This is a genomic window from Mongoliibacter sp. (assembly GCF_007692705.1).
Taxonomy (GTDB): domain Bacteria; phylum Bacteroidota; class Bacteroidia; order Cytophagales; family Cyclobacteriaceae; genus Mongoliibacter.
The window spans coordinates 20955-44031 of sequence record NZ_REBN01000277.1; the positions used below are offsets into that span (position 1 = coordinate 20955).

At 36.9% G+C, this 23077-nt stretch carries 18 protein-coding genes; 14 read left to right on the forward strand and 4 right to left on the reverse strand.

What is annotated here, in order from left to right:
- The first annotated feature begins 297 nt into the window (after positions 1 to 297).
- Both EA341_RS18745 and EA341_RS18750 read left to right on the forward strand, forming a co-directional pair.
- Entirely contained in the window at positions 298 to 1224 is a 927-nt protein-coding gene (locus EA341_RS18745; RefSeq protein WP_293016705.1) for a mechanosensitive ion channel family protein, read from the forward strand.
- A 387-nt stretch (positions 1225 to 1611) separates the two neighbouring features.
- A complete protein-coding gene (locus EA341_RS18750; protein WP_293016706.1) occupies positions 1612 to 2136 on the forward strand; it encodes a hypothetical protein in 525 nt (174 codons plus the stop codon).
- 94 nt (positions 2137 to 2230) lie between these two features.
- On the opposite strand, the gene EA341_RS18755 is transcribed toward EA341_RS18750, so the two are convergent.
- The 3 genes from EA341_RS18755 to EA341_RS18765 all read right to left on the reverse strand — a co-directional run bounded on the left by EA341_RS18755 (position 2231) and on the right by EA341_RS18765 (position 5793).
- Complete coding sequence (locus EA341_RS18755; protein WP_293016707.1) at positions 2231 to 3682, reverse strand: hybrid sensor histidine kinase/response regulator; 1452 nt, start codon at positions 3680 to 3682, stop codon at positions 2231 to 2233.
- A gap of 15 nt (positions 3683 to 3697) precedes the next feature.
- On the reverse strand, positions 3698 to 4141 hold the full coding sequence (locus EA341_RS18760) for a response regulator (RefSeq protein WP_293016708.1): 444 nt from the start codon (positions 4139 to 4141) through the stop codon (positions 3698 to 3700).
- Positions 4142 to 4371: 230 nt separating this feature from the next.
- Positions 4372 to 5793, reverse strand: a complete 1422-nt coding sequence (locus tag EA341_RS18765; protein ID WP_293016710.1) for an ATP-binding protein — start codon at positions 5791 to 5793, stop codon at positions 4372 to 4374.
- A 183-nt stretch (positions 5794 to 5976) separates the two neighbouring features.
- Between EA341_RS18765 and EA341_RS18770 the strand changes: the two genes are divergently transcribed.
- The 4 genes from EA341_RS18770 (at position 5977) to EA341_RS18785 (ending at position 11963) form a co-directional block, all read left to right on the forward strand.
- Positions 5977 to 6129: a lmo0937 family membrane protein gene (locus tag EA341_RS18770; protein ID WP_293016711.1), complete on the forward strand. Its 153-nt coding sequence runs from the start codon at positions 5977 to 5979 to the stop codon at positions 6127 to 6129.
- A 178-nt stretch (positions 6130 to 6307) separates the two neighbouring features.
- Entirely contained in the window at positions 6308 to 6658 is a 351-nt protein-coding gene (locus tag EA341_RS18775; RefSeq protein ID WP_293016712.1) for a response regulator, read from the forward strand.
- A 14-nt stretch (positions 6659 to 6672) separates the two neighbouring features.
- On the forward strand, positions 6673 to 8100 hold the full coding sequence (locus EA341_RS18780; RefSeq protein ID WP_293016713.1) for a sigma-54 dependent transcriptional regulator: 1428 nt from the start codon (positions 6673 to 6675) through the stop codon (positions 8098 to 8100).
- A 629-nt stretch (positions 8101 to 8729) separates the two neighbouring features.
- Positions 8730 to 11963, forward strand: coding sequence for a chemotaxis protein CheB (locus EA341_RS18785; RefSeq protein ID WP_293016714.1), 3234 nt, complete (start codon positions 8730 to 8732; stop codon positions 11961 to 11963).
- A 142-nt stretch (positions 11964 to 12105) separates the two neighbouring features.
- Here EA341_RS18785 and EA341_RS18790 read toward each other — a convergent pair whose 3' ends face one another.
- Positions 12106 to 13083, reverse strand: a complete 978-nt coding sequence (locus tag EA341_RS18790) for a M23 family metallopeptidase (RefSeq protein ID WP_293016715.1) — start codon at positions 13081 to 13083, stop codon at positions 12106 to 12108.
- A gap of 118 nt (positions 13084 to 13201) precedes the next feature.
- Between EA341_RS18790 and alaS the strand changes: the two genes are divergently transcribed.
- The 8 genes from alaS to EA341_RS18830 all read left to right on the forward strand — a co-directional run.
- Positions 13202 to 15829, forward strand: a complete 2628-nt coding sequence (gene alaS / locus EA341_RS18795; protein WP_293016716.1) for an alanine--tRNA ligase — start codon at positions 13202 to 13204, stop codon at positions 15827 to 15829.
- 84 nt (positions 15830 to 15913) lie between these two features.
- Positions 15914 to 17374, forward strand: a complete 1461-nt coding sequence (gene gatB / locus EA341_RS18800; protein ID WP_293016717.1) for an Asp-tRNA(Asn)/Glu-tRNA(Gln) amidotransferase subunit GatB — start codon at positions 15914 to 15916, stop codon at positions 17372 to 17374.
- A gap of 180 nt (positions 17375 to 17554) precedes the next feature.
- Positions 17555 to 17695 (forward strand): hypothetical protein, encoded by a 141-nt coding sequence (locus EA341_RS18805; protein ID WP_293016718.1) that lies wholly within the window; start codon positions 17555 to 17557, stop codon positions 17693 to 17695.
- Positions 17692 to 18807, forward strand: coding sequence for a TlpA disulfide reductase family protein (locus EA341_RS18810; protein ID WP_293016719.1), 1116 nt, complete (start codon positions 17692 to 17694; stop codon positions 18805 to 18807). Before EA341_RS18805 ends, EA341_RS18810 begins: the two co-directional genes overlap by 4 nt.
- 273 nt (positions 18808 to 19080) lie before the next feature.
- A complete protein-coding gene (locus EA341_RS18815) occupies positions 19081 to 19551 on the forward strand; it encodes a nucleoid-structuring protein H-NS (protein WP_293016720.1) in 471 nt (156 codons plus the stop codon).
- A 20-nt stretch (positions 19552 to 19571) separates the two neighbouring features.
- Positions 19572 to 20150: a hypothetical protein gene (locus EA341_RS18820; protein WP_293016721.1), complete on the forward strand. Its 579-nt coding sequence runs from the start codon at positions 19572 to 19574 to the stop codon at positions 20148 to 20150.
- Complete coding sequence (locus EA341_RS18825; protein ID WP_293016722.1) at positions 20147 to 20986, forward strand: hypothetical protein; 840 nt, start codon at positions 20147 to 20149, stop codon at positions 20984 to 20986. Before EA341_RS18820 ends, EA341_RS18825 begins: the two co-directional genes overlap by 4 nt.
- A partial coding sequence (locus EA341_RS18830; protein WP_293016723.1) for a leucine-rich repeat domain-containing protein occupies positions 20973 to 23077 on the forward strand: 2105 nt, incomplete at its 3' end. The genes EA341_RS18825 and EA341_RS18830, both read left to right, overlap by 14 nt.

Consider the following 23077-nt stretch of genomic DNA (forward strand, 5'->3'; position numbering starts at 1 on the left):
ATTATGGGAGTTTTCGATTTTAAATAAAAATGAATATATAAAATCTTTAATTAGTTTAATTATAGGATTACTCTTTTAGTCAACGGTTTCTGGCGTAATTACTGCTTTTTTAAGTTTGAAGGCATCTTTTGTAGGATAATCATACTCATTTTAAATGTAAACTGAAAAGGGTGAATCAAATCAAGCCTCCTAGTGTGCCTGATAAGTAAAAATTGAATCAACTGTTTAATATGTATCCGGTTTGGATTTATTGAATTGGAATTATAAATAAAGTTTGGAGATATAAATATAAGAAATATGAATACTGGAGAATTAATCAATGCTTTAATAGATAAGTTAGAGGGCTGGGCAATAGCAATAGTCCGTTTGCTTCCCAATTTGGCTTTGGCAATATTGGTGATATTTCTTGGCCTTTTGGCTGCAAAAGTGATAAGGAGATTTTCGAAAAGACAACTAACCAGTTTTAATGTAGATAAAACCATCACAGGTTTTTTAAGCAGAATTCTTTATATCGCTGTATTTATCGTTGGTTTGGTCGTAGCATTATCCATTCTTAATCTTTCGGGTACTGTCGCCTCCATTCTAGCCGGCTTGGGTATTTTAGGACTAGCACTAGGATTCGCATTTCAAGACACCGCAGCCAACTTCATGTCAGGTATATATATCACATTCAAACAACCCTTTGCAATTGGTGATGTGATTGCAACACAAAATGATACAATGGGGAATGTGGTAGACATTAATCTGCGTGTCACCAAAGTAAAGACATTCGATGGTCCCATTGTATATGTTCCCAATAGGTTTTTGTTTGAAGATGACTTTACAAACTTTACAGAATCAGGTCAGCGTAGGCTCAGAGTAGCGTGCGGTGTAAGTTATGGAGATGACCTGGAAAAAGTGGAAAACATAGTTTTGGAAGCATTAGAGGATACTCCAGGCCGAATCAAAGATCAAGAAATAACCATTCATTGGACAGAGTTTGGAGATAGCTCTATAGATTTTACTGCAAATATTTGGTTGGATTATACCCGTGAAAATAAAGCATTTGTAGGTGCAAAGAATTATGCTTTCAAAGCAATTAAGAAAGCATTTGATGAAAATGATATCATGATCCCTTTCCCAATCCGAACTTTGGACTTTGGTATTAAAGGTGGTGTGGCATTCAAGGAGGAATTGAAAGCGTCAAAGCTTTTGACCAATAATGGTTCAGAAAGAGGGAACTGAGATTCTTAAGTCTTTTTGAGGTGTTTTTAATACTTTACAAGACCGAAAGAAGTAATTGGAACAAATGGAGGTTAGATTTTTTAACCTCCATTTATATTATAATAGGATAAATTTTATTCTTTATTGCTTTATATCATTTTTTGATCACCGTTTTTAATCAGTATGTATTTATTACAGAGCTGGGGCACTTTTTCCAATATTTGTGGAATTGTTGCTTCATCACTTGAAATTATCAGGGAATTTTATTGAAAAAAATATAGTATTAAGATACTAAAAATCAGTTGTTTAAGCTTAAACTATCAAGTCTTTAAAGAATACTACTCTTGTGGAATCCCTTTTGCAATTCTATAGATAAATAAACTTTTGTTGAACCAAACATTATTTATCATGCAACGAACAAATGCAGTATTACTCGGAATAGGAATGGGATTATTTATGGTGGTCTCATGTGATCAAAAAGGGAATAGCGAAGAGCAAAAAGAAAGTATAGACAAGTTGGAAAGTTATGTCGACAGTGTTGAAACAGCTGTAAATAGAGAAGCGAATCATAACTGGACAGTTTTGGACAGAAGATATAGTATGCTTGTATCTGATGTAGAGTCTTCTTATCAAAATACCGCCCAGGATGCAAAAAAGGAGTGGGAAGACCTTGAAAAAAGATATGAAGATGCTAAAATAGAAGCCAAAGAAAGACGCGATGAGATGGAGGAGGCCGCTGAAAGGCACATGTCCAATGTAGAGTCCTGGTGGGAAATTAATGTAGCCAAAGTGCAACGTAGTACCAAAAGTACTAAAGCAGATTTAGAAGAAGGGACTAAAGAAAGCTGGGATTGGTTGGAGAAAAACGCTGAAAAACTCGGTGATGATATTAAGAAAAGGTATGAGAAAATAAAGTCAGACCTTGAGGGATGATTTTTTTAAAACTCTTTTCCTAATAGGGTTAAACATTTCAGAAATATTTATCTAAAAGAGGTCGTGCCATAGGCACGACCACTTTTTGATATGATTAGACACAGTCCAATGCAATATAGAAGGTAGTACCGATTCCCTCTTTACTCTGTACCCTAAGGCTGCCTCCATGGCTAAAAATTATATTTTGTGTGTTTGTTAGCCCAAGACCGGATCCGGTTGGTTTACTTGTATAAAATGGTTCAAATAGCCGGTCAAGTTTTTCTTCCGGAATACCTACACCATTATCAGAAATTTCTACCTGGCATTTATTGGCTTTTACAACAGAACGTACCCTAAGAATACCAAAATCATGGTGCAGGGCTTCTATAGCGTTGACCATAATATTGACAAAAGCGATTTTCACTTTAGAAACATCAACGTTTACATCACCTATATCATTTGAGAGCTGTTTGATGAGTTTTATATTTTTCAGCTCAATTCTTTCCTCTACCTCCTCAAGTGCTTCTTCCAAAATTTGATTTAAAGGATATTTTTTGGCTTCTAATTCGGTAAATCGGGTAGACTCTAAGAGCTCAGTTATCAACTGATTGATTCTGGTACAGTTTTTCTTGATAGTTTCGACAAGGTCACCACTTTCTTCTTTCACCTCCGGTGGCAATTCATAACACAATTGCTCTGCTGACAGCAATATTGTAGTGAGCGGATTTTTCACTTCGTGAGCTAATATTCTGGCAATTCTTCCTGTAGAAGAGAATCTTTTTAGGTTATACAGTTCTTCTTCCTTGATTTTTAATTCAGTCAAATCTTTGATCATGATTTGATAGAGTTCTTTGCTAGTCTCATTCATGACCACACTTACCAGAGCCATAATATTCTGATCTGGACTGATCTTGATATCAGCTTCAAAATCCAGGACATCCGTATTGCTCTTCAATACTTCCTTGAGGAATTCCTTATCTTCTTTTTTTACCAGTAAATCGGTAAAATGGAGTGAGTGGAAGTCATTTTTACCCAGATTGTAACTGAATTTCTGAAGGAATGAAGGATTAAAATCAATGATTAAAGAAAGCCTATTTACCAAAATAATGGGGTCTGCTGCTCTTTCAAAAATATTCTTGAATTTGCGGCCTGCTATATCCAAGCTTTCATGTAATTCGGCATCTCTGATAGCATACCTGATAGACCTGCTTAACATCTGCGCATCAAAAGCTCCTTTTACCAGATAGTCAGAAGCGCCTGATTCTCTAGCTTGGTCGTCTACCTGCCCATTCTCCATTCCTGTAAGTATAATTACAGGAGCGTGTTTTTTCGTACTTTTAATCAATTCCAGAACCTCAATTCCAGATTTCGACCCTAGTCTGTAATCTACTAGGTATGCATCAAAATTGCCATCCAAATGTGCTTTTGCTTGCTCAAAACTTCCCGCATGGGTCATTTCAAAATCCATGTGTTTGTACCCATGAAGCATTCTTTCAACCAATAAAAAGTCATCTGCATCATCGTCTACATACAATACCTTCTTCTTATTTTCTTCCATAGGAATCATTAATAAGGTTATGGATTAATCCGGTAACAAAACTGTTCTGCCCCAATAGGTTTCAAGTTCTTTTCCCACTTCCAGTAATCCGTCAAATGTTCCCGGTTTAGTGATGTAACTATTGGTTCCACTTTTATAAGTGATTTTGATGTCGTCTTCCAATTGGGAGGTGGTAAAAATGATAACGGGAATTTTTTTCAATTCAGCATCGGATTTTATTTCTACTAATGCCTCACGACCATCTTTTTTTGGCATGTTTAGGTCAAGCAGAATAAGATTAGGGAGTGGGTATTTTTCTTCATCGATAAACTTTCCTTCTCTTTTAAGGTACTGAATAAGTACTTCACCATTTTCAACGCAGATCAGGTTGGCCTTGTCAAAGGATTCTTTGAATGCCTTAGTGATGAGCAGTCTGTCATCAATGTCATCTTCTGCTACTAGGATATTCATTACTCTTTCAGTTTTCATATTGCAAATGGGCTTATAAATTCTATGTAGTTACGAAATTAGTAAAATAATTTTTGTTGTAAATGAATTAGGACTTTTAATTTACTTAACCAATTGTAATTCTATAGTATAATTCCTATAAAACCTTGTCCTTTTAAAATATATTTTTCCCGTATAATTGAATTTTTCACATGAATGAATCTATCAGAATTCTTTAAAATCCTAACCCAATTTGGCTGTAGGATTCTTCTTTAAGAATTTTCTCCATAGTCAGGAAAAATCAAATGAAACGTGGCGCCTTTACCGACCTGAGATTCCGCATATATTGTACCTTCCATTTTATCGAATATTTTTTTGCAAATGGCTAGGCCAATTCCTGTTCCATCATAAATGTCTTTTCCATAAAGCCTTTGAAAAATGATGAAAATTTTGTCAGCATACTCCTGATTGAAGCCAATTCCATTATCCGTCACTGTTATGTGGTAATATTCGACCTTATCGTCAGGATCTTCAATATGTTCATTGACCAACTCTCTTGGGGCAATTTCAGATGTAATACGGATTATAGGCGGAGTATCTTTTTTAGAAAATTTCACAGCATTACTGATAAGGTTTTGGAAAACTGTTCTCCAATCTGTGTAGGATCCCCATATATCCGGTAAGTTACCAACTTGGATATCCGCCGATTTTTCTTTGATAATTACATACAAATCTTCTAATACATCATATGCGACTTCAGAAAGTTTCAAGTTACCTTCTTCTTCTTTTTGTCTACCGGCTCTACTGTATTGAAGAAGATCTGTAATAAGTTTTCTCATTCTATTGGCAGCATATGCTATTCTTTCCAGATAAAGCTTACCATCTCCCTCCAAGACGTCCTTATATTGATCCTGTAGCAAGTCGTTGAAAGAGGTGATTTTTCTCAGGGGTTCTTGTAGGTCGTGAGAAGCTACATATGCAAACTGTTCCAGCTCCTTATTTGAAATATTAAGTTGATAAACCTGTTCCTCCAATAACTCTTTGTATTCTGCCAGCTTTCTAGTGTTTTCTTCTTGCTCGATCTTATACCTGGAAAAAGAATTAAAGCTGATTATTACTGCCATTATTGCGATTGCTGCTACTGCAAATATGATTACAGCAAGGACATTTAAGTTGTTGATTAGCCCCTGTTCTTTAGCTTGAAGTTCTGTTTTTAAATTGTTTAAAATGAGGTTGTTAAAACCCTTTATTCTTTGGCTAAATTGCAGGTAAATGTCTTTTCTGTGTGTCTTGACAAAAGCCAGAAATTGTTCTTGTTCAGGATTTTCTGAAAGTGAGCTTTCAAAAATATCCATTCTTTTATCGATTAAAGCTACAATAGAATCAATTCCTGAAATATCTTGATCTATCTCGTAAGCCAGCTCTTTTAAACTATCAATTTTTCTGGAAATATCAAATTGAATATGCTGTATACTATTTAAAAATGTAGAATCAAAAGTCCCGGCAAAACTCAAAATCGCAATTTCATTTTCCAAAACTTTAGCATGAATATCATTGGTATACCTGACCATCTGGTCATTGATTATCTTGATCTTATTGAAATGATTGATTCTATAAAGTGTATATATTGAAATGACACCACCCAGTATGATTAAAGTAAGTGTAAGAATGGTAAAAGACTTTATTTTGTCCATAAGTGTATTCAAATAAAATAATAAGTGCTCAAAATGGGGTTTTCATGCCCCAAATATCCCAATCAAAAAGGAGGCATTTTGCAGAATAAGTATGATGTACCCCTTAATTGTACGTTTCTCCTTTAGGCATAAAGTTTGAAAAAATTTTTAGAAAATATTATTTAAACTTTAAATATTTAAAAGATGGGAAATTTATTGTATTTGATCGCAGTTATTTTAGTTATAGGCTGGATCTTTGGCGCGTTTGTTTACAGTGTAGGGGGATTGATACATATATTGCTGGTTTTAGCAATTATTTCAATTCTTTTCAGGGTGATCTCAGGTCGCCGAGTATAGTTTGAATCATGTTTGAAATTAAAATGTTAGGCTTCCTAAGCATTAACAATATCAAAAGACAGTTGAAAGCTGTCTTTTGATACTTTTAAATTTATCTTGAATCCTTTGTTCGTTTTAAGTAAATAGGGTTCAATAAATGGGAAGTTACAGTTACAGGAAAGTTAAGGATTAATAACCTATGGTGAAAAGGGTAGTTTTGATTATAGATGATGAAGTAGGTATATTGAGTTTGTTATCCAGATTCCTTAAGAAAAAGGGATTTGAGGTATTTACAGCAGAGAATTTGAGGGAAGGTAAAAATCAATTGGAAAAAATTAATCCTGATTTCTTATTTTTAGATGTTAACCTACCGGATGGGAATGGTCTAGAAAACCTTCCCCAAGTAAAGGAAAGCTTTCCAAGCTTATCAATAATTATGATGAGTGCTTTTGATCATGGAGAAATGAGAAGTAAAGCCAAATCTAAAGGAGCTTTGGCATTTCTAAGTAAACCATTTTCCTTATCTGAAATTGACCAAATAGTAGATTGAATTAAACCGATTTTATGGCGAAAATATTAGTTATTGACGACAATCTTGATATCTGTAATTTGCTTAAACGCTTTCTGTCTAAGAAAGGACATGATGTAGAAACCACAATGAGCGGCGTAAATGGGCTTGAATTGGTCAAAAAGAACAATTTTGACCTTATACTTTGCGACTTTAAATTGAGGGATATTGAAGGTCCCGAGATTTTACAGGAAGTAAAGAAGATTTCTCCTATGACCAAACTCGCAATCATTACGGGTTATTCAGATGTCAGGGTTGCAGTAGAAGTGATGAAAAAAGGGGCGTTTGATTATGTGGTCAAGCCCTTGATACCTGATGAAATACTCAGCCTTATTGACAGGGCGATGAATACACCCACCATTTCACCTGCAATCTCTGATACAGAAGAAAAGCAGGCAGAAAGTAAAAACATCAAATTGCCAAAAGGTGATGCTGACTACATTTGGGGTAAGGACAGTGCTTCCAAAAACCTGTTGAAGGAAGTTTCTCTGGTAGCTCCTACCAATTTTTCTGTAATCATCTACGGAGAAAGTGGAGCAGGCAAAGAAAATATAGCCAGGACTATTCACGACCTCAGTGAAAGAAAAGACAAGCCATTTGTAGCGATTGACTGTGGTGCTCTTACAAGAGACCTTGCAGGGAGCGAACTCTGGGGACATGAGAAAGGAGCATTTACTGGTGCACTTGCCTCCAAAGAAGGACAATTTGAATTGGCCGATGGCGGAACCATATTTCTTGATGAGATAGCCAATTTATCCTATGATATTCAAGTTGGTCTTTTAAGGTTGGTTCAGGAAAAAAAATTAAGGAGGATTGGAGGCGTAAAAGACAAGAGCATAGATGTGAGGATCATTGTTGCTTCTAATGAAAACCTGAAAGATGCTGTTGGAAAAGGTAAATTTAGAGAAGATCTCTTTTATAGGTTCAATGAATTTATCATCAGTGTACCACCTCTCCGCAAAAGAGGAAAAGACATCATGCTATTTGCTGAACATTTCTTGCAGTTGGCCAACAAGGAGCTTAAAAAAGAAGTCAATGGGTTTTCGCATGAAGTTGCCGAGCTTTTTGGGCAATATGAGTGGCCTGGTAACCTGAGGGAAATGAGAAATATTATCAGAAGATCGCTACTTTTAACAGATGGGGATGAGGTTAAGATTTCTGCTATTCCACATGAAATAGTTCATGCGAATAAATTTGCGTTCAAGGATGATGGTGATTCTCCAGCTGGAGAAACCTCTCAAAACAATTCCGGGCAAGTTACAGTAGATCATGTGGATTTGAAAGAGATAGCAGCCAATGCAGAGGCAGAGGCCATCAAAAAAGCACTGCTGGAAAATCAGTATAACAAAACAAAAGCTGCCAAGCAGCTGGGGATAGACAGAAAAACACTTTTCAATAAAATCAAGCTGCACAATATAGCCTGATGATCTAGGCACCTATCAATTGGGATAGGTGCTTGCCAAACAATATTTAAATTTAAAAATGATTGAAGACCGTAAATGTTACCGCACGTTTAGGGCCTTAGAGAAGAGGTTTAGAATTGGGGATTTTTAAAAGATTTAAGTTTGAGTAAAAACTTATGAGGGACAGAATTGAATAAGCGGAATTACCCCTTTACTTGAAAGAAAACTTGTAAACAGGATTATATCTAAGGCATTGCAAGTTGCTTTGAGTCAATACACCCATCTGTGAATTCCTATTTCGTTGCATGGAAGGACCCATGAAAAGTCTAATTATTCGAATTCAATGATTTTTAACAGCATTTTATTAATAAAACTCTCTTCATTTTAAAATGAAATTTTTAAACTATTGTAAATCAATTCATTACATATTTTATTTTTAGCCAATATGTTTGTTTACCGTTTAAAATATATATGCCTCAACATGGTAATCTTGGCTATATAATTGTTAATATTAATCTATACTGATTATTGGTAATTGTTTGGCTTAAAGTATTGATACACTAAAACCATTTTTTGATAGGGTAAGAGGATTTTTATATGATTCCCACCTCGATTACGATCACCTTTTGTCACTTTTAAACCATAATACAATGAAACATAACGAAGAGGATTACACGCAAGACACACATATTATTGCCATTGGTGCTTCAGCAGGCGGGATGGAAGCTATACACTTGCTTTTTGATCACACACCAGAAGATGAGGTAGCCTATGTGATAATTCAGCACCTGTCTCCTGATCATAAAAGCTTTATGGCAGAGTTGCTTGAAAAACATAGTAAACTGAAAATATTTATTGCAGAAAGCGGAATGTTTGTGGAGTCTAACTGTGTTTACCTTATCCCCAAAGGGAAAAACATGACGATCAAAAGTCGAAAGCTCCAATTGTCGGATAGTAGGCCCAATCAACCCAATATGGCTATAGATATTTTTTTCGATTCTTTGGCTGACGATCAGGGGGAAAAAAGCATTGCTGTGATTCTTTCAGGGACAGGTAAAGATGGAACCAAAGGTGCTGAGGCTATCAAAAGAAATGGTGGATTTGTGATCGTTCAGGATCCTGATACAGCAAAATTTGATGGAATGCCTAACAGTGTCATAGAATCGGGAAATGTGGATGTGATCCGTTCTCCGCAGTTGATTCCCGAGGAAATCATTTATCATTTGCAAAGGGTGTTTTTGGAAAAAGATTTGACACATCAAAGCTCAAAAGTAGATGAAGCTTCTCTACTGAGGATTCTTAATCTGATCCAGAAAAACACACCCCTAGATTTTTCAGAATACAAACGAACCACTATCCTTAGACGGATTGCTATCAGAATGACTAAAACCAAGATGGCGACACTGGATGATTATGCCGATTTTTTGGAAGCAGATGCCACAGAAATAGGTGTTTTGGCAAAAGAATTTTTAATCAGTGTTACAAAATTTTTTAGGGATTCAGAGGCTTTTGAAATTATCAAAGCAGAGGTAATCCCCAATATTATTTCTAATAAACTCCAGGTTGACACACTGAAGGTTTGGGTAGTTGGATGTGCAACCGGAGAAGAAGCCTATTCCCTAGCAATCCTAATCGTAGAACATCTCACGGAGCTTAAGAAAAATCTGGAAGTAAAGATTTTTGCCAGCGATATAGACAAGGCAGCCTTGCTTCATGCTTCTAAAGGAATTTATTCTAATAACATTACCAAAGATGTATCTAAAGAAAGGCTTGATAAATTCTTTATAAAAGACAATGAAAAGTATAAGGTAAGGGACAATATCAGAAAAATGATCATTTTTGCCGATCATGATATCATCAAACAACCTCCTTATGGTAAGATAGATCTGATCAGCTGTAGAAATCTTCTTATCTATCTCAATCCGATTTTACAAAGGAAAATACTTTCCTCGCTACATTTTTGCCTTAACTTGGGAGGGTATTTGTTTTTAGGCCCTAGCGAAAGTCTGGGGGATTTGAAAAAATCCTTTGAGGATGTAAATAAAAAATGGAAAGTCTATAGAAATCAGGAATTAGTCCGCAGACTTAGGGATACCACCTACAGTACTCCCGGTATGCAAAGACAGTTTATCAACCCAAATTTGATCAGCTCTTCGCCTCAGAAAAATATTTTTAAGGGGAATCTTACTGAGCTGGTCAACCAAACCTTGCTTGCAGAATCTGGATACCAGGCAGGAGTATGGGTGGATTCTGAATTTGAAATCCAACATACCTACGGGAATTACGAGAAATACTTACTTCCCAAAATTTTCAATTTCAACCTGCTTGAAATGCTTCCCGAAGAACTAGCTATTGCCACCTCGACCACTTTACGAAAGGCAGTGAAAGAGAATAAGGAAAAAGTTATCAAGGATGTTAAAATCAAAAAAAGTGAAAATTTTGAATATGTGAATGTTTTTATCAAACCATTTCTATCGGAAAATAATACATCACAAAATGTAACCCTTATTTTGTTCAGTGATGCACAAACAAAGAATATCGCTAATAAAGATGTTGAAATCTTTGGAATGGAAGCCCATACCAAGCGATATATGGAAGATATCAAAGAAGAACTTGCAGAGGCGAAACACAGATTGGGAGAGGCGCATGAGGCACTGGCCATTTCCAATGACAATATTTCATCTTATAATGAAGAGCTAATATCCAGTAATGAGGAAATGCAAAGCACAAATGAAGAACTGCAGTCTGTCAATGAAGAATTGCAGACAGTGAATAATGAATATCAATTGAAAATCAAGGAACTGGCTGAGCTGAATGATGATCTGAACAATTACTTCAAGTCCACTATCAATGCACAGCTGTACGTGGACAAAGACCTTGTTCTAAGAAAATTCACTCCTTCTGCCATCAGGCAGGTGAACCTGAAAGAAAGTGATATTGGACGACTTTTAAGCGATATTTCCACCAATATCAGGTTTTCAACCTTGATAGATGATATCTGGAAAGTAATTGCCAACGGTGATTCGGTAGAAAAGGAAGTGCAGACTGTGGAAGGCAGGTGGTATCAGATGAAGGCATTGCCCTACATCAAACAGGAGAATAATCAGGCAAATGGGGTCATTATTACCTTCAACGATATAACAGAGCTGAAAAATGTCCAGGACAAACTTTTCAGGATAAACGCGGACCATGATACCTTCATCTATTCAGTTTCCCATGACTTGAAAGGGCCATTGGCAAGCTTGACTTCATTGGTACAGTATCTAAAGGAGTCAGAAAAACTTCAGTCAAATGATGAATTGGAACTGACAGAAATGATGGGTCAATCTGTTTCAAACCTGTCCCACATTATAGACGAGCTCTCTGATATCGTCAAAATAGAGCAGGAGTTAGACGCCTATGAAAGTATTGACCTGAAGGGGTTCATCAGTGACATTGAACGTACCATGAAGGATAAAATAATCAAATCCAAAGCAACTATAAAACTGGATCTTAAGGTGCCTGAAATTCCCTTTACAAGAAAGAATCTCAGAGGAATTCTATCTAACCTGATGAGTAATGCCATCAAATACAAAGCAAATGATAGGGCACCTGAGATGACCATCAAAACAGAAAAATCAGATGATGGGATCATCTTATCTGTTCATGACAATGGCCTGGGAATCCCAGATAATAAAAAGCATGAGATTTTTTCAAGATTCAGAAGGGCGCATGACCATGTGGAAGGCAGTGGTGTGGGCCTTTATTTAGCCAAAAAAATTATCACCAATGCTGGAGGAAGTATTGAGGTAGAAAGTGAATTGGGAAAAGGCTCTGTTTTCAAAGTCTTTTTTAAAAATAAGTATGAGAATGAAAATGGAGGAATTGTTCAAAACAAATTATGAAATCAATAATTGTAATATGGAATACGAAACATTTTGTTAAAGTGAGGGGATTGACAGTTTTGAGATTCTTTTAAAAATAAAGAAGCCCTGACTGATGTGGTAGGGCTTCTTCGCATATTAGGCAAATTCGGTATGGACAAACTTAAGAGAGAGATTGATTTTCTTTAGAAGCCAGCTCGAGGATTTTGTCATATTCCTCGGGAGTTAGATCCTTGAAGAAATACTGTACAGGATTGACAAACCTGTCATCCTTGATCACTTCGTAATGAACATGTGGAGCAGTTGATGAGCCTGTATTGCCAACAGTACCTATTTGATCTCCTCTTTTGACTTTCTGACCAGCTCTCACTTTGAAATCATTCATATGGGCATATCTGGTAACAAAACCAAAACCATGGTCTATTTCAACATATTTGCCATAGCCACCAAAAATAGTTTTGGCGGTTTTGACTATTCCATCTCCTGTGGCATAGATCGGAGTTCCCTTTGGAGCGGCAAAATCCACTCCTGTATGCAATTTCCGTACTTTAAGGATAGGGTGTACACGCATGCCGAAACCCGAAGCCAATAGGTTGAGGTCCTCGTTCAATATGGGCTGAATAGCCGGGACGGATGCCCAATATTCTTCTTTTCTCAAAGCTAATTCTGATACTTCATCGTAACTTACCGACTGCACATACATTTGTCTTTTCAGCGCATCTATTTTAGCGTTCAGCGAAATGATCATTTTTTCCTGATTAAGACCTTTTTCTCTGATTTCTTTGTACTTGTCTGATCCGCCTACTCCAGCTTGCCTTATTTCAGGGGCTATTGGCTCTGATTCGAAAATGATACGGTAAAGGTTGTCGTCACGCTGTTGTAAGTCTGTAAGCATGTCATTCATTTTCCCAACCTCCTCTTCCATAAGTTGGTAATAGAATTTCAGTTCAGAATTTTCTCTTTTCAGCAAAAGCTCTTTGGGGCTATCGAAGTAAAAGTTGAAAACAATGATAAATACGATTGCCAAAACAGAAGACAAAGACAAAAATCCCAGTCCATTGAGGAGGGTGTCCCATTTGCTTCTTTTATATCTTTCGTATTTACAGGATTTAGGGTCGTAGTAATATTTTATTCTACTCATTACAATTTGCAGGCTAATTCTTATAATTTTGTAGCCCTTATGGGCTTGGGTGATTCCACTTTAAAGTCCGCAAAGATAGACAATAATCAATACAATCCGAACATAGTCAAAAGCTTACATGGAAGCCAAACAGATCAGAAGTACTTTTATCGAATTTTTCAAATCCAAGCAGCACCAATTTGTACCTTCTTCTCCGATCGTTGTCAAAAATGATCCAACGCTGATGTTTACCAATGCTGGTATGAATCAGTTTAAGGATTTCTTTCTAGGCAATGAACTGGCGAAAGTCACGAGAGTAGCTAACAGCCAAAAGTGTTTAAGAGTTTCAGGTAAACACAATGATTTAGAAGAAGTTGGTGTGGATACTTATCACCATACTATGTTTGAAATGCTCGGAAATTGGTCATTTGGAGACTACTTCAAAAAGGAGGCCATCGAATGGGCATGGGAACTTTTAACGAATGTTTATGACCTTCCAAAGGAGAGACTTTATGTTTCTGTATTTGGTGGAGATGAGGAAGATGGATTGGGTAAAGACATTGAAGCTTTCGATATATGGAAAAATATAGTTCCTGAAGACAGGATACTTTTTGGGAATAAAAAGGATAATTTTTGGGAAATGGGAGATACAGGTCCTTGTGGACCTTGCTCAGAAATTCATATTGACCTGAGGCCGGATAAAGAAATCGAGGAATTAAGTGGATATGAGCTGGTAAATAATGATCACCCACAGGTCATTGAGATCTGGAATTTGGTTTTTATGCAGTTCAATAGGTTATCAGACGGGTCTTTGAAGGATTTGCCAGCCAAGCATGTAGATACAGGAATGGGATTTGAAAGACTTGTTCGCGCCATTCAATTCAAGTCTTCCAATTACGATACTGATATTTTCACGCCATTTATCAATTTGTTGGAAGAAAAATCAGGTAAGCAATACGGAAAGGATGAAAAGTTGGATATAGCCATGAGGGTGATTGTGGATCATATTCGGGCTATTGCTTTTACAATTGCAGATGGACAGCTTCCTTCCAACAATAAAGCAGGGTATGTTATCAGGAGAATCTTAAGGAGAGCTGTTAGGTATGGCTATACCTTTCTGGGTCTACAGAAACCATTCCTTTATGAACTCATGCCTCTGCTAGCCGAGAATTTTGGAGATATTTTTCCCGAAGTTGCTTTTCAGCAGGATTTTATAGCCAAAGTAATCATGGAAGAAGAAGCATCTTTTTTGAGGACTTTGGACAATGGACTAAAAAAACTTGAGCAAATCAAAGAAGAACAGGCAAAATCTGGAGTTGGATTTATCACTGGTAAAGTTGCCTTTGAATTGTATGACACTTATGGTTTCCCTTTGGATCTAACTTCTTTGATAGCAAGAGAAAATGGGTTGTCAGTAGATGAAAAAGGCTTTGCTGCTGAAATGGAAATCCAGAAAAACAGGTCTCGTGCCGCGGCAGAACAAGAAACAGGAGACTGGGTTTTGATCCGTCCTGAAGAGGCTGTTGAATTTGTTGGCTATGATGCTTTAACTGCGTCAAGCTCGATAATCAAGTATAGGGCAATAAAAGATAAAAAAGGGGATCGTTTTCAGCTTGTTTTAGACAAAACCCCATTTTATGCTGAAAGTGGTGGACAGGTAGGAGACAAAGGTTATTTAAAATCTTCTAGCGAGACCATCAAAGTTTTGGATACCAAAAAAGAAAATGACCTTACCGTTCATTTTGTGGACAGGCTTCCATCTGATCCAAGTGCTGAGTTTATGGCAGAAGTTGATGCAATAAAGAGAAAAGCTTCGATGAATAATCATTCTGCAACACACCTTTTACATGCGGCTCTCAAGCAGGTGCTTGGCGATCATGTCCAACAAAAAGGCTCCCTGGTAAATGAGTCATTGTTGAGATTTGATTTTTCTCATTTTGCCAAGATGACAGAAGAAGAGGTCTCAAAGGTAGAAATGATCGTCAATTCGAAAATCAGAGAAAATATACACTTGTATGAGCAAAGGAATATTCCAATAGAAGAAGCAAAGAAACAGGGTGCTACGGCTTTGTTTGGGGAAAAATACGGTGATTATGTCCGAGTGATTACTTTTGACAAAGATTTTTCTGTTGAGCTTTGCGGCGGCACCCATGTCAGGGCTACAGGTGAAATTGGCATTTTTAAAATTGTCTCAGAAGGCTCTATTTCAGCAGGAGTAAGGAGAATTGAGGCCATTACTGCTAAAGTAGCTGAAGAGTATGTCAATCAGCAATTACAGTTACTTGGAGAAATACAGGAATTGCTCAAAAGCCCAAAAGACCTTAAAAAGTCTCTGGAAGTGCTGTTGAATGAAAGGAATGAATTGAGGAAAGAAATCGAAGTACTTCATACCAAAGAGGCGGGTGCATTAAAAGGAGAATTAATCAAGACGGTTAAGGAAGTAAATGGATATAATTTTATTGCCGCAAAAGTAACTTTACCTTCAGCGGATGCATTGAAAAAGCTGGCTTTCGAGCTGAGAAATGAAATTACAAAAGTATTGGCAGTGATCGCTGCTGATATAGATGGTAAGCCGCAGATAGCAGTAATCATCGATGAAGAGCTTGTTAAAGAAAAAGGTTTTAATGCAGGCAATTTTGTAAGAGATTTGGCCAAAGAAATCCAAGGTGGTGGCGGGGGACAACCTTTCTTCGCTACGGCAGGAGGAAAGAACCTCTCTGGCTTGAGTAATGTTATCACTAAGGCAGAGGAATTGTTTGGGTCTTAAAGCCTTTTAAGTAAATCAATTTGGTTTTAGTGGATTTTGCCTCCATTTTTGACCAATGTTTTTAAAACAATACAGAACTAGAATATGCTTTCAGCAGAATTAAAAGATAAATATGAACTGGTAGTGGGCCTTGAGGTCCATGCACAATTGCTTACTAAAAGTAAAATGTATGCCACTGATTCAACAGAGTTTGGGAATTTTCCTAACACCCAAATTTCTGTATTAACAATGGGGCATCCCGGAACACTTCCTAAAGTGAATAGGAAAGCAGTGGAATTTGCGATTAAAATGGGATTGGCTTGTAATTCGGAAATCACTAGAAAGAATATTTTTGCCAGGAAGAATTATTTTTATCCCGATCTTCCAAAAGGATATCAGATTACACAGGACAAGGGTCCAATCTGCGTAGGTGGGGAAGTGCCAGTATCGCTTTCTGATGGTATCAAAAAATCAGTAACCCTCACCCGAATCCACATGGAAGAAGATGCTGGTAAGTCCATGCACCTTGCTGGGGAAATTGATACGCTTGTAGATTTCAATAGGGCAGGAGTCCCTCTTATCGAAATAGTATCTGAACCAGATATCAGGTCTTCAGAAGAAGCTTATGCATTTTTGGTAGAGATCAAAAAACTTGTCAGATACCTCGATATTTGCGATGGCAATATGGAAGAAGGTTCTTTGAGATGTGATGCAAATATTTCCGTTAGGATCAGAGGAGAGCAGGAATATGGTAAAAAGGTAGAAGTTAAAAACATGAACTCCTTTAGGAACGTATCTAGAGCCATTGAACATGAATATGAAAGACAAATTGGATTGATTGAGAAAGGTGTAGAAATCATATCTGAAACAAGGACATTTGACGCGACAACGGGAACTACTGCTAGTATGCGGACCAAAGAAGACTTGAATGATTACAGGTATTTTCCGGAACCTGATCTCAGTCCTGTAGTTGTTTCAGAAGAATGGCTTGAAAGTATTAAAGTAGCCATGCCATCCTTACCGAGGGAACTGCATCATAAGTTTGTTCATGAGTTTGGATTACCTGAATACGATGCGGGTGTATTGACGGATAGCAAGGAAATTGCCTTGTATTTTGAGGCACTCTGTACCAAAACCAAAAACTATAAAGCCGCTTCCAATTGGATGATGGGTCCTGTAAAGTCTTACCTCAATGAATTGACCCTTCACGTGGAGGACTTTCCCATAAGTCCTGAAAAATTAGCTTCTTTGATTGCTTTAGTAGATGACGGCAAAGTCAGTTTTTCTGTAGCTTCTCAAAAAATTTATCCAGAAATGCTTCAGAAAAAAGAGCTTTCACCTCTGGAAATAGCGCAGCAGCTCAACTTGATTCAAGAGAGTGACGAAAGTAGCTTAAAACCTATAGTAGAAGGTATACTTGCTGAAAATGAAGCAAAAGTAGCTGAATATAAGTCAGGTAAAAAAGGTCTGATGGGTATGTTTATGGGACAGGTAATGAAAAAGTCTCAGGGCAAGGCAGATCCAAAAGTAGCTACAAAATTATTGTCAGAATTATTAGATAACTGATAATTATTAGATGGTAGAATATCTCAGCCGTCCATCTTAAAGTTAGCATTCCTGCCTTAGTGATTCGATACGATTATTTCTATCGAATAGATTAAATATATTGAACAGAAAATAAAATATAGATTACAACTCGTACTTGGGATGTAGTGCTCAATGAAGAATAATTATAATCATATGAAAATGAGCTTGCCTACCGGACAGGCAGGCATGAAACAACTCTCACATACTGGGATGACCCCGATAGCTATCGGGGTGGAGAGATTCCATAGCCTGCCCCGATCCATCGGGGTGACCTCTGAAAAGCAAATTATAAACACATGAAAACTATAAAAAATATCCTGTTACTTTTTTTCACTATGTCTTTAATGGCATGTGGAGAAAGTGAAAAAAGAGAGTTTGATGGCAGTGTAAAAATTTCTGGCAAGCTGGAAAATATACCTTCAGGGCAAGTGGTTCTTGCCTACATCAATGAAGATACTCCTGAGCAGATAGCTGAAATACCTGTCAATAGTTCTGGTAAGTTTGAGTACAATTTAATACTGGATGGACCAGGGTTTTATTTACTAAACCTGATGGGAAGTAAAGAGGTGAAATTGGCACTTTATGACCAGGATGTTGAGATATCCTACAACTTTGCTGATGATACCAGCTTGGAGGTAAGTGGTTCTGATGACTCGCAAAATGTACAGAAAATCAATGCTTTGATGGCAGAATACCAAGGTAACATCAATTACCTCAATACGGTATATATGGATGCGATGAAGGCCAAAGATCAGGAGAAGGTACGAAAGGTGCAGCAAGATGCACTTGAACTAGAACAAAGCCATGCGGAAAAGGTTAAAGAATTGGTTAGAGAAATGGATGGAAGTTTTGCTGCTTTGCAGTCTTTTGCCATGATCAATCCGAAATCAGACTTTGAGTTTTTGGATGAAACAGTAACCAAAATGGCTGAAAAATATCCAGACTTCAAAGATGTACAAAACCTTATGGTTCAATTAGAGGAGATGAGAATTTTGGCAGTAGGTCAACCTGCACCTGATATTTCGCTTCCTAATCCAGACGGAGATGTAGTGAACTTGTCTGATTTGAGAGGTAAATATGTCTTGATTGATTTTTGGGCTGCTTGGTGTAGGCCATGTAGAGAGGAAAATCCAAATGTGGTGAGATTATACAATGAGTACAAAGATCAAGGTTTCGAGGTTTTCGGTGTTTCGTTGGATAGGACCAAAGAGGCTTGGGTCAAAGCCATAGCGGATGATGAGCTTACATGGACGCACGTCTCAGATTTGAAGTACTTCAATTCAGAGGCAGCATCTCTTTACCAAATCAATGCAATTCCAGCTACATATATGCTTGATCCTGAGGGGAAAATCATAGCAAAAGATTTGAGAGGGCCATCTTTAGAGAACAAATTGAAGGAAATTTTCAATTGATTATAATACCATTCAAAGAATTAGGTCATGTTGAATTTCAGCATGACTTTTTTAAGTGAAAAAATAATTTTAATTTCCTCAAATTTCAATGATGCAAATAATTGGAATTTTCATTTACATTTGCGCCATTGATCGAATAAGTAATCGAAATACCTGAATTTCAGTTGCAGATATTAAAATACCTTAATAGATCTATAAACATCGATTCTATGGAATGCTTTTTGCTTTTAGTGGAATCGATCAGCAAAAAAAACAAAAACAATAAGATCAAAAATGAAAAAAAGAACCATCCAATCACCCCTGAGCAGGTTGTTGACCTTAGCATTGTTCTGCTTGTTAGCAATGGGAGCTTGTAAAAGCAAAAAGAAAGTTGTAGCAGCTCCAGAACCTGCTCCAGTTGAAGAACCTGCACCGACACCGCCGGCTGCCGAGCCACAACCTTCTGCTGAGGAAGTAGCAGTAGGTAAATTGGAAAATTACTTCTCAAGTATTTCCAATTCCTCAAATGTCGACACTGCAAACAGAACAATTTCAGAAGCTATGGGAATGTTTTCAAACCAAGACACCCCTGTTTTGATTGTTATCCATGAAGAGAATGGAATTAAAGACTATGATGAGCCTACGACCATCAATAAGTATCTTAATTACCTGAAGGACACCAAGAAGAACCTTAACTTCATCTCTGACATCAGACTTGATAACAACGGAAGAGTCTCTGAGCTTGAACTTCGTAGAAAAAAATAATTCTGAAATAATAAATCACCATGAAAAAAATTATCCAGTTATTCCTGTTTTTGTTTTTTACAACGACAGTCGTTTCCCTAGCGCAGTCAGACAATATTAGTCCCGCAAGGAAGCAGGCAATTGATTCACTTGCACTAGAGAAGGTGAAAGATTTGTCTAAATATATCTCAATCATAGGCAGTAAAGAAACTCAGTTTTCGGAAGCAAACAGAGTTATGGACAGGGCAGAAGAGCTTTTTGCGCCAGATGCTGAAATGGGAGTTTCTTCTTTGAGTAGAAGAGAGATCGCTTACTATAAAGTAAGAAGATACTTCGAAAGGCTGATGGCACTTAACTATGATAGGGTAAATATTACTTGGTACGACATCCATTATATTTCCGATCTTGAAAGACAGCCTGATGGAAGATATGTAGGTGTAGTTACTGTTTATCAAAGGTTTGAAGGTACTTCTTTGGAAAGTGGCTTGAACTATAGAGATACCACCAAAAAGGATATCACCATTTATGTTGAGAAAAAACAAACTCAAATTGCAGGTAGAACCATTGAGTTCTGGGATGTAATGTTGGGTGATATCAGAGTGACTGAAACCTCCGCATGAGAAAATTAATTTTAGTAGTATTAGTTACAATATTATCTGTTGAGTTGGCGCCGGGGCAAGGTTTGTATAGCCCCGGCCAACCCAAAGATGATGGGAGATTTGCAGCTTCCACCAAACAAGTAAATCAATTTTTCAGACGCTTCAATGCTGAAGAATCTGTTGAAGGGGATAAGCGCTATTATGAAGGTGATCCCTTATACAGAGACAGAGAGCTTAGAGGTAAATTTATAAGTATACTTTTCGATAATGAAACTTCTTCAGTTGATTCAGAAACCAAGAAACAGTTTTTGAGCGAAGTACTATCAGAAAATTATCCTCAATTTATTCATTTTCACCGTGAAAACTGGTTCGCAGAAGTCAGTTCTGTGTTCACATATAAGGGAAAAAGAGAAAATGTAACTTTATTCCTAAAAATCCAGCCGGAAGGATTGGGTTATGAATGGGTGATCGATAAAGTTGTTTTCAAGCCATTTAAAGATATATTCAAAAAGCCTGAGGGAGATGCTAAAGGGTTCTTACATCCTTTGAGCCATGAACTTGGATTTATGAACCTGAGGAAGGCATTTCAAGATTCAGATACCCCCGAAGCTTATACTCCTAAAGAGTATGATCCGGATTATTTAACGCTTTTTCTTTATGAGATGAAAAAAGGTAGCATCAAATTTGAAACAATAAATGATGTGAAGTTTCATTTCTTCCAAATCAATAACTGGTATTTTGAATTGAATCAATTCAATAGACCAGGTTTTAATACAGGCTGGCTAATCAGTAATCTGGTAAAGTTGAACCCTGGAGATAAAGAATCTATACTAAGATATATATATGACCAGAAATAGTCCTCTATTCCTGCTTTTCTTGACTTTTCTTGGCACTACCTCACTTGTATTTAGCCAAGACATTGGCGGCTACAATAAATCAGAGGTCAAGGACCTTGGTCAGAAAGTAGAAGATCAAGTGAAATTTTTAGAATATTTCCTGAATACGGTAGGAAGTAAGGATACTCCTGCCAGAGATAAGGATGTTATTATAAGAGAAAGTTATTTGAAGATTTTCCGTGATGGGAAAGTTCAGGTTGAAGACGACCTATTACTGGATAGAAAAGTAATCACAAATAAAGATATTACAGCTTATCTCAAGGATATTGAGTTTTTCTTCAGGGATGCTAGTTTCAAATTTAAAATTAGAGAAGTAAAGCCATTTGAAAGAGATAATGGTGAGCTATCTTTTATAGTATCCATGGATAGGACTTTGGAAGCTCAGGGACTCAATAAAGAAAAAATCACCAATACCAAACAAAGGTTTATTGAGGTCAATGTGGATCCAAAAACAAATGAACTCAAAATAGCCAGCATGTATACTACAAAACTCAGTAGAGATGAAGAGTTGCAAGAATGGTGGGGAACAGTTTCTTATACATGGGAAAGTTATTTCAGATCAAAAATTGGTTTGAGCGAAAGTGATTCAGTAACTCTTGATCATTTATATAAGATAAGTACTCTTGATAGCATAAATATGTCAGGTAACCAATATGTGGTTGATCTGGAACCTATAGAAGCACTTAGAGACCTCAAATACATAGATATTAGCAATACCAGAATCACAGAGCTGAATCCTATCAGTAATGTGACGTTTTTGACCTATCTTAATATTGCAAATACGCCAACCGAGGATATACAATTTATAAAATATTCAGATAAACTTACTGTCTTGGATATTTCAGGTACTCAGATCCAAGATCTTAGTGAACTTGGCAATTTAAAACAATTGCATACATTAAGAGCAGTGAAAACTCCAATAATGAGCTTTGGGGTATTGAATTCATTCTCTGCTTTGAGGCATTTGAATTTAAGTGAAAGTGGTTTCAATAATGTAGAGAATATCAATGAGCTAACCGATCTCAAGTATTTGGATATCAGCAATAATTACCTGATTAATTTTGAAATGTTAAGTCAGTTGGAGAGCCTTGAAGAAATCAATCTTCAGGAAACCAATATTGTGGAGATCAGTCCTTTATCGGCACTTTCTAAATTGAAAGTAGTAAACATTAATCAGACAGAGGTAACTGATATTTCTCCTCTAAATGACAACCCTTCACTGCAAAGAGTCTATGCAGATAGAACCAGGATTTCAGAAGCCAGCGCGGATATGTTTTCCAGAAGAAATAGAAGAGTTCTTTTGATGCACCATGTAGAGAATCTACAAACTTGGTGGGAGGGTCTTCCGGAAGCTTGGAGAGAGGTGTTAGGTGAAATTAATCCCGATTTAATAAACAATACTCCAAGTGTTGAAAGCTTGACTTATACCGTTGGTATGGATTCATTGGATATATCAGGATCTGCAATCAAAGGTCTTGGACCGGTTTTAAAATTCAGAAAAATCAATCACCTTAACTTTGATGATACAGAAATTCAGGATTTAGCTCCACTTTCCGACATCAAAACCTTGACTAGTATATCGGGCAGGAATTCCAAAGTTAAATCCTTACAGCCCTTAGCTAACCTTTCTGAGCTTACTTATCTTGATTTTTCCAAGGCGGCTGTAGCTACTTTAACTGATCTGCATAGTTTGAAAAAACTGGAATATTTAAATGTGGATGCGGCTCCAATCGAAGAGGCTGAAGTTCCTGACCTATTGGAAATGATGCCTGATCTTCATTTGATCTACAGGACTTCAATTCTTACAGATTGGTGGGATAATTTGGAAGATAGGTGGAAATCATTGCTCAAAGGATATTTCAAAGGGTCTGAAGATCCTGACATGGAAACATTGCACTTGTGGACTTCTAGCCCCAAACTTTCTATTGAAAGGGTTTCAATCTCAACCTTGAGACCTATGCTTATATTTGTAAACCTAAGAGAATTGAATATTCACAATGTCCCGGTTACAGATTTTTCAATTCTTGGAGAAATGCTATTGTTGAAGGAATT

What these genes read in the sequence shown, in the direction of transcription:
- EA341_RS18745 (WP_293016705.1), top strand. Translation starts at nt 298, where the DNA reads ATGAATACTGGAGAATTAATCAATGCTTTAATAGATAAGTTAGAGGGC.
- EA341_RS18750 (WP_293016706.1), top strand. Translation starts at nt 1,612, where the DNA reads ATGCAACGAACAAATGCAGTATTACTCGGAATAGGAATGGGATTATTT.
- EA341_RS18755 (WP_293016707.1), bottom strand. Translation starts at nt 3,682, where the DNA reads ATGATTCCTATGGAAGAAAATAAGAAGAAGGTATTGTATGTAGACGAT.
- EA341_RS18760 (WP_293016708.1), bottom strand. Translation starts at nt 4,141, where the DNA reads ATGAAAACTGAAAGAGTAATGAATATCCTAGTAGCAGAAGATGACATT.
- EA341_RS18765 (WP_293016710.1), bottom strand. Translation starts at nt 5,793, where the DNA reads ATGGACAAAATAAAGTCTTTTACCATTCTTACACTTACTTTAATCATA.
- EA341_RS18770 (WP_293016711.1), top strand. Translation starts at nt 5,977, where the DNA reads ATGGGAAATTTATTGTATTTGATCGCAGTTATTTTAGTTATAGGCTGG.
- EA341_RS18775 (WP_293016712.1), top strand. Translation starts at nt 6,308, where the DNA reads ATGGTGAAAAGGGTAGTTTTGATTATAGATGATGAAGTAGGTATATTG.
- EA341_RS18780 (WP_293016713.1), top strand. Translation starts at nt 6,673, where the DNA reads ATGGCGAAAATATTAGTTATTGACGACAATCTTGATATCTGTAATTTG.
- EA341_RS18785 (WP_293016714.1), top strand. Translation starts at nt 8,730, where the DNA reads ATGAAACATAACGAAGAGGATTACACGCAAGACACACATATTATTGCC.
- EA341_RS18790 (WP_293016715.1), bottom strand. Translation starts at nt 13,083, where the DNA reads ATGAGTAGAATAAAATATTACTACGACCCTAAATCCTGTAAATACGAA.
- alaS (WP_293016716.1), top strand. Translation starts at nt 13,202, where the DNA reads ATGGAAGCCAAACAGATCAGAAGTACTTTTATCGAATTTTTCAAATCC.
- gatB (WP_293016717.1), top strand. Translation starts at nt 15,914, where the DNA reads ATGCTTTCAGCAGAATTAAAAGATAAATATGAACTGGTAGTGGGCCTT.
- EA341_RS18805 (WP_293016718.1), top strand. Translation starts at nt 17,555, where the DNA reads ATGAGCTTGCCTACCGGACAGGCAGGCATGAAACAACTCTCACATACT.
- EA341_RS18810 (WP_293016719.1), top strand. Translation starts at nt 17,692, where the DNA reads ATGAAAACTATAAAAAATATCCTGTTACTTTTTTTCACTATGTCTTTA.
- EA341_RS18815 (WP_293016720.1), top strand. Translation starts at nt 19,081, where the DNA reads ATGAAAAAAAGAACCATCCAATCACCCCTGAGCAGGTTGTTGACCTTA.
- EA341_RS18820 (WP_293016721.1), top strand. Translation starts at nt 19,572, where the DNA reads ATGAAAAAAATTATCCAGTTATTCCTGTTTTTGTTTTTTACAACGACA.
- EA341_RS18825 (WP_293016722.1), top strand. Translation starts at nt 20,147, where the DNA reads ATGAGAAAATTAATTTTAGTAGTATTAGTTACAATATTATCTGTTGAG.